The sequence below is a fragment of the Myxococcota bacterium genome, from assembly GCA_041389495.1.
In the GTDB taxonomy this organism is placed as follows: Bacteria; Myxococcota_A; UBA9160; order UBA9160; family UBA4427; genus JAWKRT01.
In genome coordinates this window covers 498,521-511,605 of sequence record JAWKRT010000001.1, presented here as the reverse complement: position 1 = coordinate 511,605, position 13,085 = coordinate 498,521, and the positions used below count along the sequence as shown (strand labels likewise).

Below are 13,085 nucleotides of genomic sequence, written 5' to 3'. Positions count from 1 at the left end.
ATTGCGCTAGGCGGGGCGCAGCTCGGCGAGCGCCGTCGCGTTGTCGCGCATGATCAGCTGGACCTCGTCCTTCGAGAAGCCGCCGAGGTCGTTCACGAAGGACACCGGGTCCGCGAGCCCCTCGGCGTGCGGGTAGTCCGAGCCGAACAGGATGTGGTCGGAGCCGATCGCGTCGCGCAGCCCGTGCAGGTCGTCTTCGTAGTACGGCGACACCCAGACGTGCTTCGCGAAGGTCTCGAGCGGGTCGCGCTTGAACGCGTACGGCATCTGGCCGTACGCCTTCTCGAGCTTCTTGAGCAGCGGGAAGACCCAGCCGCTGCCCTGCTCGATCGTCGCCATGCGCAGGTTCGGGAAGCGGTCGAAGAGGCCGTCGCAGATGACGGTCGCGAAGTAGTCCGCCGGCGCGCTGGCCGACAGGCACAGGCGCTTCGGGTTGAAGTCGAACGCGCGGAACTCCTCGCCGCCGCCCCACATCTCCGAGAAGCGCAGGTAGCCCGCGTCGCCCGAGTGGAACATCACGCTGATGCCGGCGTCGTTCACCCTCTGCCAGTAGCGGTCGTAGACCGGGTCGGCGGGCGAACGCCAGCCCTGCGGCGTGTGCACGGGCGCCGTGCGCATGTTGATCACGCGCGCGTCGTGCTCGAGCGCGAACTCGAGCTCCTCGATCGCCGCGTCGACGTCGATCAGCGAGACGTAGGGCGTCGAGTAGATGCGCTCCTGGTAGGCGAAGCCCCAGTCTTCCTCGAGCCAGCGGTTGAACGCCCTGAAGGCCGCGACCGCCGCCTGCGGGTCGTTCGAGAGCGCCTCCTCCATGCCGACCGCGAGCGTCGGGAACATGAAGCAGCCGTCGAGCTCCTGGGTATCGAGCAACGCGATGCGCGCGTCGCGGTTGCGGTAGGCGGGGTTGATCGGCTCGAGCTCGCCGAACAGGTCGCGCGTGCTCTTGCCCTCCTGGTTGCGCCCGCGGAAGTACTCGTCGAGGCAGCCCGGCTTCGCCACGGGGTCGAACGTCGGGTTCGGGATGAAGCGGTTGATCTTGCCGCCGACGAGCAGGCAGCGGCGGCCGCCGACGTCGGCCCACTGCATGGCGCGCTTCGCCATGCGCGGGTCCATGTGGCGGACGAACGCGTCCTCGGGCTCGTAGTAGTGGTGATCCGCGTCGAAGGCCTTGAAGCCGAGATCGGTCATGGTCTCCTGTCCTTTCGATGCTCGCGCCGCTGCGCGCTCGCGCGACGGCGTGGGATGGGCCCCGGCCAGGGCGGTGGCCGGTGTGGCCACGACGAGCCAGATAATGAATAATCCGGCGACGATTTTCAATGAACTCGCCGAAAAAAATCTTCACCGGGCGGACGCAATCCGCCGTAAGATCCCGGGCGAGCAAGGGTTTCGGGGGGCGAACCGAGTGGGAACGCGCCAGGAGCGGAGCGAGGAGCGCCGGCAGCGGATCATCGCCGCGGCGCGCGACTGCTTCGGCCAGCACGGCTTCGCCGGCGCCACGGTCGAGGCGATCGCGTCGGCGGCCGGCGTCTCGAACGGCCTCCTCTACAAGCACTTCCGCGGCAAGGAGCACCTGTTCGAGGTCGTCGTCGCCGAGATCGTGCGCGACTGGGTGCGCGCGCTCGTGCCCTCGGACGCGGAGGCCCTGACGCCGACGCAGAAGCTCGAAGCGATGTTCCGCCGCTCGGTCGGCTTCTGCCGCACGCATCCGCTCCTGCCCGGCGTCCTGAGCGGCGACGCGCGCTTCGAGCTCGCGCGCATCGGCAACCCGAACCGCGGCCGCATCCACGCCCATCGCCAGCTGATCGCCGACGTGCTCGCCGACGGCATGGCGAAGGGCGAGTTCCGCGCCGACCTCGACGTCGACGCCGTCGCCGACGTCATCCAGCACGTCCACGCCGAGTACTCCTCGCGCGCCTACCGCCTCGACCCCGAGTTCCCCTACGACGACGAGCTGATCGACGCGGCCGTGCGCTTCGTGCACGACGCCGTGTGCGCGCGCGACGCATGACGACGCCGCGCAGGGCGCCGTCGCTCGCGAGCGCGCTCGCTGCGCTCGTCGCGATGCTCGCGTGCGGGTGCGCGCGCGCACCCGCCGCGTCGCCCGCGATCGTCTCGATGCGCGTGCCCGCCGTCGCGACGACGCCGCCGCGCAACGCCGACGGCACGCTCAACGCGCTGGTCGAGATCCCGGCCGGCACGAACGAGAAGTGGGAGGCGTCGGAGTCCGACCCGACGCTCCTCGAGTGGGAGCGCCTCGACGGCGGCGCGCGCCGCGTCGTCCGCTACCTCGCCTATCCCGCCAACTACGGCATGGTGCCCGGCACGCTGCAGCGCGCCGAGGACGGCGGCGACGGCGACCCGCTCGACGTCGTCGTGCTCGGGCCGGCGCTGCCGCGCGGCGCGCTCGTCGCGGTGCGGCCGATCGCCGTCCTCGCGCTGCTCGACGACGGCGAGGTCGACGACAAGATCGTGGCCGTGCCCGCGAGCGGGCCGTTCTCGGAGGTCGACGACCTGGCCGCGCTGCGCGCGCGCTTCCCGGGCGTCGACGCCATCCTCGAAGCCTGGTTCACGCACTACAAGGGCGCGGGGCGCACCGAGTCGCGCGGCTGGCGCGACCGCGCGGCCGCGGAGGAGATCGTCGAGCGCGCCGTGCGCGCCGCGCTCCCGCGGTGACGTCCCGACCTCGGCGCGCGCTCCGGATGCGGAGCGCGCCGCTCAGCCGGCCGCGGCGAGCGCCGTCTGCTCGTCGCGCAGCTGGCGCTTGAGGATCTTGCCCGTCGCGCCGCGCGGCAGCGGCTCGCTGCGGAAGTCGATCACGGTCGGGATCTTGAACGGCGCGATGTGGCGGCCGAGGAACTCGCGCAGCTCGACCGCGCCGAGCGACGCACCCGCCTTCAGGAGGATGGACGCCGCGACCTCCTCGCCGAGCCGCTCGTGCGGCACGCCGAAGACCGCCGCCTCGTAGACGGCGGGGTGCTCGTAGATCGCGGCCTCGACCTCGGCGCAGTACACGTTCTCGCCGCCGCGCAGCACCATGTCCTTCGCGCGGTCCTGCACGTAGACGAAGCCCTCTTCGTCGATGCGCCCGAGGTCGCCGCTGCGCAGCCATCCGTCGACGATCGTCTCCGCCGTCGCCTCCGGCCGGTTCCAGTAGCCGCGGATCAGCATCGGGCCGCGGAAGCGGATCTCGCCCACCTCGTTCGGGCCGAGCGGGCGGCCGTCGTCGTCGGTGATGCGGACCTCGAGCGTCGGCGCCGCGCGGCCCGTGCTCGTCGGCTTGCGCACGTAGTCGTCGCCCGAGTTCTGCGGCCCGTAGGCGTTCGTCTCGGTCATGCCGTAGCCGATGCCCGGCCGTCCCTTCGCGAAGCCCTGGTCGATGCGGCGCACGAGCTCGGGCGGCGCGGGCGCGCCGCCGCCGCCGACGTTCGTGAGGCTCGACGTGTCGCGGCGCGCGAAGTCGGGCGACTCGAGCAGGTCCCACGACTGCGTCGGCACGCCGACGAAGCGCGTCACCTTCTCGCGCTCGATCAGCTCGAGCGCGCGCTCGGCGCTCCACTTGTACATCATCACGAGCTTGTAGCCGGCGGCGAAGCAGCTGAGCATGACGGGCACGCATCCCGTCACGTGGAAGAGCGGGACGACGAGGATGAACGACGTCGGGTTCGCGGCCGCGGCCTGCGCCTCCTTCGGATGGCGCAGCGCGTTGACGAGCGCCGAGAACGCGAACGCGGCGAGCGCGCTCGTGACCGCGCGGTGCGTCGACACGGCGCCCTTCGGGTGGCCCGTCGTTCCCGACGTGTAGAGCAGCGTGGCGTCCCAGTCGGGGTCGACGTCGACCTCGGGGAGCTGCGCGCCGAGCGGCAGCACGTCCGCATAGCGTTCAGCGCCCTCGGGCAGCGGGTCGCCGTCCGCGCGCACGACGACGAGCCGCCCGCCGCGCGCCGCGATGGCCTTCGCGCAGCGCGCGGCGCGCTCCGCGTCCGCGATCACGACCGAGGCGCCCGAGTCGTCGATCGCGTAGGCCATCTCCTCCTCGGTCCACCACGCGTTCAGCGAGACCGAGATGCAGCCGACCGACGTGATCGCCGCGAACGAGACGACCCACTCGGGGTAGTTGCGCATCGCGATCGCGACGCGGTCGCCGCGCCGCAGGCCGTACGTGTCGACGAGCAGCGAGCCGAGCGCGTCGACGTGCCGCATCACCTCGCCGAACGTCCAGCGCTCGTCCTCGTAGACGAGGAAGTCCGCGTCGCTGCGCGCGCGCGCGCCGGCGAAGACGTCGCGCAGCGAGCGCGGCGTGCTCGCGAACGCGCGGACCGGACGGCCGTCGACCTCGATCTCGCGAATCTCGAAGGGCGCGCCGGCCCCCGTGAGCGCCGCCACGGCGGCTTCGTAGGTCATCGTCATGGGTGGGGTCGCTCCGTCGTCGGCCGTGGGAACGCGCGCCGCGCGCGGCCGCGCACTATATCGCGCGCGCTGCGCCGCGCGGCGGCCCGCCCGCGCGGGACTCGCAGTCACGACCGGCCGTCGCGGCCCGTGCACTCAGAACGCGACGTGCTGCCCGCCGTCGACGAGGATCGCCTCGCCGGTGATCCACGCGGCGAGGTCGGAGGCGAGGAAGACGGCGAGGCCCGCGACGTCGCCCGGCTCGCCGATGCGCCGCGTCGGGTTGCGGCGCGCGACCATCTCGCCGCCCTCGCCCTCCCACAGCGCGCGCGCGAACTGCGTCCGCACGAGCCCGGGACAGATGGCGTTGACGCGCACCTTCGGACCGAGCTCGGCGGCGAGCTGCTTGGTGAGGTGGATGAGCGCGGCCTTCGTCGTGTCGTAGGCGCCGAGGATCGGGTTCGTGTGGTAGCCGCCGACCGAGGAGATGTTGACGACGGAGGCGCCGCCCGGGCCGTCCTTCATCGCGCGGTGCCACGCGGCCTGCGTGAAGAGCAGCGGCCCCGTCAGGTTCACCTGCCACGTCTTCTCCCAGCGCGGGAGGTCGATGTCGATCGTCGGCCCCGCGTAGGGGTTCGTGGCCGCGTTGTTGACGAGCACGTCGAGGCGACCGAACGCCTCGAGCGTCGCGTCGACGGCCGCCTCGGCGTCCTCCGCGCGCCCCGCGTTGCCCGCGCACCAGCGCGCGCCGCTCCCGACCTCCGCGGCCGCGCGCTCGAGCTCGTCCGCCTTGCGCGAGAAGAGCATCACGTCCGCGCCCGCGCTCGCGAGCGCCTGCGCGATCGCCTTGCCGATGCCGCGCGAGCCGCCGGTCACGAGCGCCGCCTTGCCGCGGAGCGAGAGCGGGCCGGAGGGGTCCATCGTCGTCACGCCGATCTCCTCGCGCGCGGCTCTCGCCGCGCGACTACCAGGTCTTGAGCCGCTCGCCCTCGGGCCAGAGGTACTTGCGGATCTCGCGGTTGCTCGACTCGACGCGCAGCCGCGTGAGCCGGGAGCTCGCGATGCGCCAGCGACCGTCGTCGCAGCGACGATAGGTCTCGTGGTAGTGCCCCCAGCCCTTCATGTCGTACCCCGGCGCCTCGAGGTAATCGAACATCGCCCACACGCCGCGCGCCTCGTCGGCGGACGCGAACTCGATCTCGGGCATGTGGCCGTGGTGCGTCGTGATCATGTGGTCGATCGCCTTGCGCACGAAGGCCACGATGTTCTCGCGCCCGACGGTCGGCGGGTCGCCGGGGGCGGAGTTCGCCATCGAGCAGTCCTCGGTGAACACGTCGCCCCACGCGTCCCATTCCTTGCAGTCCATGAGGCGGAAGTAGCGGGCCTTGAGGCGCTTGATCTCCTCGAGGTCGGCGAGTCGAGCGGGGTCCACGGCGTGCTCCTCCGGGCTCGCGCACGCAGCGGCGCGCGGGCCGCGCGATTGTGTCGCGGGCGCGGCGCGCGGGGCAAGCGCGCTTGTCGCGCGCGGTCGCTTCCTTCAGGATGCGCGGCGACGCCGCATCGGCGTTCCCGCACCCGCACCCGCACGGCCCGCTCGCGACGCGCACGCCTCGCGACGAGCCCGGAAGGAGCCCGCATGACCCCGCCCCCCTCGCCTCCGGCCTCGAAGTTCGGGTTCGACTCGACCACGGACGAGGTGCTCGCGGGCGTCGACCTCGGCGGCGCGCTCGCCGTCGTCACCGGCGCTTCGGGCGGGCTCGGCGAGGAGACGGCGCGCGCGCTCGCCGCGCACGGCGCGAGCGTCGTGATGACGGCGCGCGACATGGCGAAGGGCGAGGCCGCCGCGGACGCCATCCGCAAGTCGACGGGCAACGCGAACGTCTCGGTCGCCGAGCTCGAGCTCGGCTCGCTCGCGAGCGTGCGCGCGTTCGCCGAACGCTTCCTTCGCGAGCACGACGCGCTCCAGCTGCTGATCAACAACGCGGGTGTGATGGCCTGCCCGTACGCGAAGACGCACGACGGCTTCGAGCTGCAGCTCGGCACGAACCACCTCGGGCACTTCGTGCTCACGAACCTGCTGGCGCCCGCGCTCGTGCGCGGCGCGCCGGGGCGCGTCGTCAACCTGACGTCGGGCGGCCACCGCTTCTCGAACGTGAACTTCGACGACCCGAACTACGAGCGCACCGAGTACACGAAGTGGGGCGGCTACGGGCAGAGCAAGACGGCGAACGTGCTGTTCACGGTCGAGCTCGACCGGCGCCTGCGCGACCGCGGCGTGCGCGCCTACGCCGTGCACCCGGGCGCGATCCTGACGGACCTCGGGCGCCACCTCGTGCCCGAGGACGTCGAGGCGCTGCGCTCGGCGCGGCCCGGCGGCGCGAAGATGCGGTACAAGCCGGTGCCCGCCGGTGCGGCGACGACGTGTTATGCGGCGACCTCGCCCGACCTCGAGGGCCTCGGCGGCGTCTACCTCGAGGATTGCCACGTCGCGGCGGTGAACGACGAGCCCGCGCCGGACGGCGTGCGCAGCTACGCGCTCGACCCCGAGGGCGCGGCGCGCCTGTGGGCGCTGTCGGAGCAGCTCGTCGGCCAGCGCTTCGACCCCTGAGCGCGTCGCGCGCGGCCCCGTCGGGCGCGGTCCCGTCGGGCGCGCGCTTCGATGCTAGTCGACGTAGCCGAGCGCGCGGAGCTGCTCGAGCTGCCCGCGCAGCAGGTCGGCCCGCGCGTTGGGCGCGCCGTCCTCGAGGCCGCCGCGGCGCTCCTTCGGGATGCCGGCGGGGTCGGGGTCGCGCAGGGCGAGCTCGCGCAGCCGGCGCGCGGGCGCGGCCGTCTCGTCCCAGGGCGCGGGCGCGAGCTCGCCCGGGTCGGCCGCGAGGTCGAAGCGGAAGCCGGCCACGGGCTCGGCGCTCTTCACGTCGACCTGCATCAGCCACTTCTCGTCGCCCGACCACGCCGCGCGCCAGTGGCTGTCGACGTAGGTCGTCTCGGCGAGCACCGTGCGCTCGGGGTCGGCGCCGCGCTGCCGCAGGTCGACGCCGTCGAGGCCGTGCGGCGGCTCGACGAGCGCGAAGCCGAGCACCGTCGGCAGCACGTCGACGAGCGAGACGAGCCGGTCGTTCGCGCCCGGCGCGACGCCCGGCGCGCGCACGAGCATCGGGATGCGCACCATCTCGTCGTACACCTGGTAGCCGTGCGTGAAGTAGATCTGGTGCTCGAGCATGCTCTCGCCGTGGTCGGCCGTGAGGATCGCGAGCGCCGTGTCCGCGTCGGCGGCGCGGTCGAAGGCCGCGAGCAGCCGCCCGATGTGGTGGTCGGTGTAGGCGATCTCCTCGTCGTAGGCGTCGACGGACACGAGCGCGTCGACCTGCGCCGCATCGCCCGCCGTCTCCTTCTGCACGTTGTTCTGCGCGAGCCGCTCGACGTCGACCATCTGCGGCGCGTCGTGCGCATAGCCTCGCGCGCGCCAGTCGTCGGGCGGGATGTAGGGCGAGTGCGGGTCCATGTAGTGGACCCACAGGAAGAACGGCCGCGCCGGGTCGCGCTCGCCTTCGAGCCACGCGATCGCTTCGTCGGTGAGCGGGCCCGCGCTGCGCTCGACGTTCTGCGTGAAGAGCGCCGGACGATCGACGCGATCCTCGTAGCGGTCGAAGCGCGGCGCGAGCCCCATCGCCTCGTTCGAGAGCACGGCGTTCCCGACGAAGGCGGCCGCCTGCCAGGCGTCGGGCAACAGGTCGGGGATCGCGGGGACGCGCCGGTCGAGCTTCTGGTAGAAGAGCCGCACGCGGTGCTGCTGCGGGTGTCGCCCCGTCAGCAGGCTGGCCACGCTCGGCGGCGTGCGCGAGCCGGTCGAGTAGGCGCGATCGAAGCGCACGCCGTTCGCGAAGTAGGCGTCGATGTGCGGCGACGTGTCGCGCGCGTAGCCGTAGATGCCGAGGTGGTCGGGCCGGAGCGTGTCGATCGACACGACGAGCACCGCGGGCACCGGCGGCGCGGAGCGCGCGCAGCCGCCCGCGACCGCCGCGGCGAGCAGCGCGAGCAGCGCGCGCGCGAGCGGGCCGCGACGCGGAGAGCGAGGACGCGCCGCGGCTGCGCCGCGCGCGCTCCGCACGGCGTCCCGCGAGCCCTCTCCCATCGACGGCGACGACGACACGCTCCCGCTTCCGCTCCTGCGACGTCGCCGCCGGCGACGGCCGGCGCGAGCGCGCGAGTCTACGGCGTGGCGCGCGAAAGCTCGACCGCGCCGCGTCCGGCACCCTCGCTCCCGGCGGCCGCGCGCGCTCCGGCGTCCTCGTCACCCGCGAGCTCCGGGCGGGCGAACGCGGGCAGCGCGATCTCGACCTCGCGCTCGAGGTCCGAGAGCACGACGCGCGGCGGCGACGCCCAGCTCGGGTCGTCGGGCAGCGCGCCCGGCGCGAGCGCCGCGGGCACGAGCGCGTCGAGCGGGACGAGGCGGCGGTCGTAGAGCGCCGGGTGCCCGGGCTTGCGCACCGCGAAGAAGGTCGCGAACGCGTCGCGCAGGTCGTCGGCGGTGAGCGCCTCCGCCTCGCGCGGCGACGGCCGGCGCGACGCGATGCGCGAGCCGTGGTCGCCGAGCGCGATCACCCACGCGCCGCGCGCCGCGGGGTTCGCGTCGAGCGCATCGAGCACGCGCGCGACGCGCGCCTGCGTGCACGCGAGCTGCGCGAGGTAGGGCGGGTAGCGCCGCGCGCGCGACGCCTCGGAGAAGTGCGCGAACCCGCCGTCCGAGGCCGCGCCGTGCTCCCAGCGCGCCGGGTCGCCGACCAGCTCGCAGCGCGCGTTCCACGCATAGGGGAAGTGCGGGAGCATCACGTGCGCGACGAGCGCGACGCCGGGCTCGAGCCGCGTCACCTCGCGCTCGAGCGCATCGAGCTCGTCCATGCCGGTGAGCGCGCCGACGCGCGCCGTCTCGGGCGCGGGAAGGCGCGACGAGAGCCGCGCGAAGAGGCCCGCCAGCAGGCGCGCGCGCGCCGCGAGCGGGAGCGACGCGCCGTCGAGCGCCGCGGGCGACTCGAGCGCGAACGTCCGGCACGACTCGAGCGCGAAGCCGCGGCCTTCGACGCAGAGGTCGAGGTAGTCGGTCTGGATCACGCGCAGCGCATAGCCGCGCCGCGCGAGCTCGACGAAGCGCGCGTTGCGCCCGAGGAAGACGCGCCGCTGCGTGCCGGCCACGCGCGTCGGGTCGCCGTCGTTGAACATCGCCGAGAACGAGTCGCGGCTCAGGAAGTAGCGGCTGTACGCGCGGCCGAAGACGCGGAACCCGCGCGCGAGCCACGCGTCGCGCAGCTCGCGCGCTCTGTGCGCGCCCGGGTCGAACTCGGCGGGGATGGCCTCGACGCCCGCGTGCTCGTCGAGCACGAGCACGAGGACCGGCGGGAGCGACGCGTCGCGCGCGTGCGCCGCCCCCGCGTCGCGGACGCGCTCGACGCCCGCGCGCGCACCCTCTGCTCCCCGCCCTTCGGCGCCCACGCGCGGCGCTCCGCCGCCCACGGGCAGCAGTGCGCTCGCGGCGAGGAAGGCCGCAGCGACCGCGCCCGCCGCGCTCCACTGGCGCCGCAGCGCGAACGCGGCCGCGCCGCCCGCGAGCCCGGCCGCCGCCACCGCCGCGACGGGCAGCGCCGACTGCGACTGCCACTCGGCGAAGAGCGCGGCGAGCGCGCCGAAGACGACCGCGCGCGACGCCGCGCCGCGCGCCTCGGCCGCGAGCGCGGCCACGGCGGCCGCCGCGAGCAGTGCGCCCGCGAGCGCGAGCGCGTGACCGGAGACGAGCGAGGCGCCGTGGAAGCGCAGGAACACGAGGAGCGGCGAGACGAGCAGCGCCGCCGCGACGAGGAAGCTCGATCCGAGGCGCGCCACGGCGGGCCCTCCGTCGGCGGCCGGCGCCGCGCGGGGCCGCCTAGCGTCCGAAGCTCGGCATCGCGGCGTTCAGCATGCGCAGCACGACGTGCTGCGGCGGCCGCTTCGCATCGCCCAGCGAAACGTACCAGTCGTAGGCCTCGGCCAGCATGCGCGCGTTGTCGTACTTCGGCGCCCAGCCGAGCGCGTCCTTCGCGGCGCGGATGTCGAGCACGAAGTCGGAGTCGGCGAGGAGGTAGTGCTCGGGCACGATCGGCGAGACGCCGAACACGTCGAGCGCGCGCGCCGCGTTGCGCAGCAGCGCGGCCGGGATGCAGACGACGGGCGAGCCCGTCCCCGCGTGCGCGATCAGGCTCTCGGTCCACTCGCGCACGGTCGGCACGCCGCCCGGCTCGGCGCCGACGTTCACCATCGCGCCCTTCGAGCGCGGCGAGAGCGCCGCGGCGATCGCGGCGTCCGCGACGTCCCACGCGCTCACGCCCTGCACGCGGTTGTGGCCCGAGCCGAGCAGGAAGACGGGCTTCGCGCGCCGCACCCACTCGAAGAGGATCGTGAAGACGCCCGTCATGCGCGGGCCGAAGAGCGTCATCGGGCGCAGCGCCGTCACGTCGAGACCGCGCGCGACGGCCTCGGCGCACAACCGCTCGGCCTCGATCTTGGATTCGCCGTAGCGTCCGAGCGGCGCCTGCACGTGGTCTTCGCCGACGGGGACGGTGCGCGGAACGCCGTAGATCCCCGAGCTCGACAGGTGCACGACCTTCGGCACGCCCGCGCGCTCGGCGGCGCCGAGCACGTTGCGCACCGACTCGAGGTTCGAGCGGAAGATGCGCTCCTCGCTCCACTGGAACTGCGGCTTCATGCGCTGCGCGGCGGCGAGGTGGTAGACGACGTCGCAGCCGCGCGCGAGCGCGTCGAGCGCGCCGGGCTCGGCGGTGTCGCACAGCACGAGCTCGTGGTCGCCGCGGTGGCCCGGGCCCTCGGGCGGGACGATGTCGACGAGGCGCAGCTCGTCGCCGCGGTCCTCGAGCCGCTCGACGAGGCAGTGGCCGAGCAGGCCCGAGCTTCCCGTCACGAGACACTTCATGCGAGCCACCTGCCGCCTTCCCCGTTCGCCGAGCGCTCCGCGCTCGGCCGGTACTCGCCGCGCGGCGCGCGGCGCGCGCGGCGCCGCGCCCTTCGGAGGGTGGCCCGCGCGCGGGCGCGGTGACGCACGCGAGCGCGCGAGGGTACACGCGCCGGCAGCGCGCGCGCAGGAACGCGCGCCGAAGGGGCGCGGCCACCCGGAGGCGCGCCGCGGACGCGCGCGCGATGCGCCGCGCGCGATAGACTCCGCCGCCGCCGCACCGCTCCGGGCCCGCCCGCACGACGAGGGCGCCGCGCGGGCACCGCGTCGGCGTCCGCTCCGCACCGACGAGGAGAGCCGCGAGCCCTTGCCCCCGCGCGCCCGCACGCCCGCCCCGCATCGCACGCCGCGCACCCGGCTCGCCCTCGCGGCGGTCGCCGCGCTCGCGCTCGGCGGCGCCATCGCCGTCGCGTGCACCGATGCGCGGCCGCGGCGCGACGTCGTCGTGATCGTCACCGACACGACGCGCGCCGATCGGCTGAGCGTCTACGGCCACGCGCGCCCGACCTCGCCGAACCTCGAGGCGCTCGCGCGCGACGGCGTCGTCTTCGAGCGCGCCTGGAGCACCGCGTCGTGGACGCTGCCCGCGCACGCGTCGCTCCTGACGAGCCAGTTCCCGACGGCACACGGCGCGCACATGACGCCCGACACCGACGCCGACTCGAACGGCAGCAACCCCGCGCACCTGCGCGAGGAGGCCGTGACGCTCGCGGAGCTCCTGCGCGAGCGCGGCTGGCGCACGGCGGCCTTCGCGGGCGCGGGCTGGCTCTCGCCCGAGTTCGGCCTGCTGCAGGGCTACGAGGTGCGCGACGCGGAGAACAACCGCGCGATCCCGGCCGCCGCGATCACGAGCCGCGCGCTGCGCTGGATGGCGACGCTCGAGCGCGACGAGCCGCTCCACCTGCTCGTCAACTACTTCGACCCGCACTGGCCGTACGAGCCGCAGCCGCCGTTCGATCGCTATGCGAAGAGTGGCCCGGACGTCGCGATCCCGTCGCTCGGCGAGCTGCTCGCGGGTGCCGAGACGACGCCCGCGCAGCAGCGCCGGATGCTCGACCTCTACGACGGCGAGATCGAGTACATGGACCGCCACATCGGCCGCCTGCTCGACGGCCTGCGCGCGGCCGGGCGCTACGAGGACGCGATGATCGTCGTGATCGCCGACCACGGCGAGCTCTTCGGCGAGCACGGCGACATCGGGCACGGCGCGTGGCTGTGGGAGGAGCTCGTGCACGTCCCGCTGATCGTGAAGTACCCGGGCCACCGCCGGGCGGGCGAGCGCGAGAGCGCCGTCGTGTCGACGGTGGACCCGATGCGCTGGATCGCCGACGAGCTCGGCATCGCGCTCCCCGCCGACACGAGCGGCGTTCCCGTCGGTGCGCGCGACCTCGCGCTCGCCGAGGAGTTCCCGAGCCAGCTCTTCGTGAAGCTCGGCGGCGAGCGGATGCAGCGCGACCTCGTCGCGGGCGTGCGCTGGCCGTGGAAGCTGATCGCGTCGAGCGAGGGCGCGCGCTCGCTCTTCCGCATCGAGGACGACCCGCGCGAGGCGTCGCCGCTCGACGACGCCCCCGAGACCGCCGCGCTCGACGAGCGCATCCGCGCGCTGCGCTCGACGCTCGTCGCTCCCGAGGTCGATCGCTCGCGCCGCATGAGCCCCGAGGCGGAGCAGCGCCTGCGCGAGCTCGGCTACGTCGAGTAGCGC

Annotated in this window: 11 protein-coding genes; 4 read left to right on the top strand and 7 right to left on the bottom strand. The window is 74.3% G+C overall.

Features of this window, described 5'->3' with window-relative positions; genetic code table 11:
• Positions 1–6 precede the first annotated feature (6 nt).
• Entirely contained in the window at positions 7–1,188 is a 1,182-nt protein-coding gene (locus R3E88_02280; protein ID MEZ4215277.1) for an amidohydrolase family protein, read from the bottom strand.
• A gap of 214 nt (positions 1,189–1,402) precedes the next feature.
• Between R3E88_02280 and R3E88_02275 the strand changes: the two genes are divergently transcribed.
• Together R3E88_02275 and R3E88_02270 are read left to right on the top strand one after the other, a co-directional pair.
• Positions 1,403–2,008 (top strand): TetR/AcrR family transcriptional regulator, encoded by a 606-nt coding sequence (locus R3E88_02275; protein ID MEZ4215276.1) that lies wholly within the window; start codon positions 1,403–1,405, stop codon positions 2,006–2,008.
• On the top strand, positions 2,005–2,673 hold the full coding sequence (locus R3E88_02270; protein ID MEZ4215275.1) for an inorganic diphosphatase: 669 nt from the start codon (positions 2,005–2,007) through the stop codon (positions 2,671–2,673). The genes R3E88_02275 and R3E88_02270 overlap by 4 nt, the downstream gene beginning before the upstream one ends.
• A 42-nt stretch (positions 2,674–2,715) precedes the next feature.
• Here the strand turns inward: R3E88_02270 and R3E88_02265 are convergent, their stop codons facing one another.
• From R3E88_02265 to R3E88_02255, 3 genes are all read right to left on the bottom strand, one after another.
• Complete coding sequence (locus R3E88_02265; protein ID MEZ4215274.1) at positions 2,716–4,407, bottom strand: class I adenylate-forming enzyme family protein; 1,692 nt, start codon at positions 4,405–4,407, stop codon at positions 2,716–2,718.
• A gap of 135 nt (positions 4,408–4,542) precedes the next feature.
• Positions 4,543–5,307, bottom strand: coding sequence for an SDR family oxidoreductase (locus R3E88_02260; GenBank protein MEZ4215273.1), 765 nt, complete (start codon positions 5,305–5,307; stop codon positions 4,543–4,545).
• Positions 5,308–5,350: 43 nt separating this feature from the next.
• Positions 5,351–5,818 carry a nuclear transport factor 2 family protein gene (locus tag R3E88_02255; GenBank protein ID MEZ4215272.1) on the bottom strand — a complete coding sequence of 156 codons (468 nt, stop codon included), beginning with the start codon at positions 5,816–5,818 and terminating at the stop codon, positions 5,351–5,353.
• Positions 5,819–6,022: 204 nt separating this feature from the next.
• On the opposite strand from R3E88_02255, the gene R3E88_02250 reads away from it, so the two are divergent.
• Positions 6,023–6,994, top strand: a complete 972-nt coding sequence (locus R3E88_02250) for an oxidoreductase (GenBank protein ID MEZ4215271.1) — start codon at positions 6,023–6,025, stop codon at positions 6,992–6,994.
• 54 nt (positions 6,995–7,048) lie between these two features.
• Here R3E88_02250 and R3E88_02245 read toward each other — a convergent pair whose 3' ends face one another.
• The 3 genes from R3E88_02245 to R3E88_02235 are packed head-to-tail and all read right to left on the bottom strand — an operon-like array spanning position 7,049 to position 11,344.
• Positions 7,049–8,536, bottom strand: coding sequence for a sulfatase (locus R3E88_02245; GenBank protein ID MEZ4215270.1), 1,488 nt, complete (start codon positions 8,534–8,536; stop codon positions 7,049–7,051).
• A gap of 59 nt (positions 8,537–8,595) precedes the next feature.
• Positions 8,596–10,260: a hypothetical protein gene (locus R3E88_02240; GenBank protein ID MEZ4215269.1), complete on the bottom strand. Its 1,665-nt coding sequence runs from the start codon at positions 10,258–10,260 to the stop codon at positions 8,596–8,598.
• Between the two features lie 40 nt (positions 10,261–10,300).
• The gene (locus R3E88_02235) at positions 10,301–11,344 is read right to left on the bottom strand and encodes an NAD(P)-dependent oxidoreductase (protein ID MEZ4215268.1); all 1,044 of its coding nucleotides are present in this window, start codon (positions 11,342–11,344) and stop codon (positions 10,301–10,303) included.
• 346 nt (positions 11,345–11,690) lie between these two features.
• Here R3E88_02235 and R3E88_02230 point away from each other — a divergent pair, with 346 nt between their 5' ends.
• Positions 11,691–13,082, top strand: a complete 1,392-nt coding sequence (locus R3E88_02230) for a sulfatase (GenBank protein ID MEZ4215267.1) — start codon at positions 11,691–11,693, stop codon at positions 13,080–13,082.
• The last annotated feature ends 3 nt before the right edge of the window (positions 13,083–13,085 follow it).

Bases quoted from the DNA above. Each gene is read 5' to 3' on its own strand.
- R3E88_02280 (MEZ4215277.1), bottom strand. From the start codon at position 1,188: ATGACCGATCTCGGCTTCAAGGCCTTCGACGCGGATCACCACTACTAC.
- R3E88_02270 (MEZ4215275.1), top strand. From the start codon at position 2,005: ATGACGACGCCGCGCAGGGCGCCGTCGCTCGCGAGCGCGCTCGCTGCG.
- R3E88_02265 (MEZ4215274.1), bottom strand. From the start codon at position 4,407: ATGACGATGACCTACGAAGCCGCCGTGGCGGCGCTCACGGGGGCCGGC.
- R3E88_02260 (MEZ4215273.1), bottom strand. From the start codon at position 5,307: ATGGACCCCTCCGGCCCGCTCTCGCTCCGCGGCAAGGCGGCGCTCGTG.
- R3E88_02250 (MEZ4215271.1), top strand. From the start codon at position 6,023: ATGACCCCGCCCCCCTCGCCTCCGGCCTCGAAGTTCGGGTTCGACTCG.
- R3E88_02235 (MEZ4215268.1), bottom strand. From the start codon at position 11,344: ATGAAGTGTCTCGTGACGGGAAGCTCGGGCCTGCTCGGCCACTGCCTC.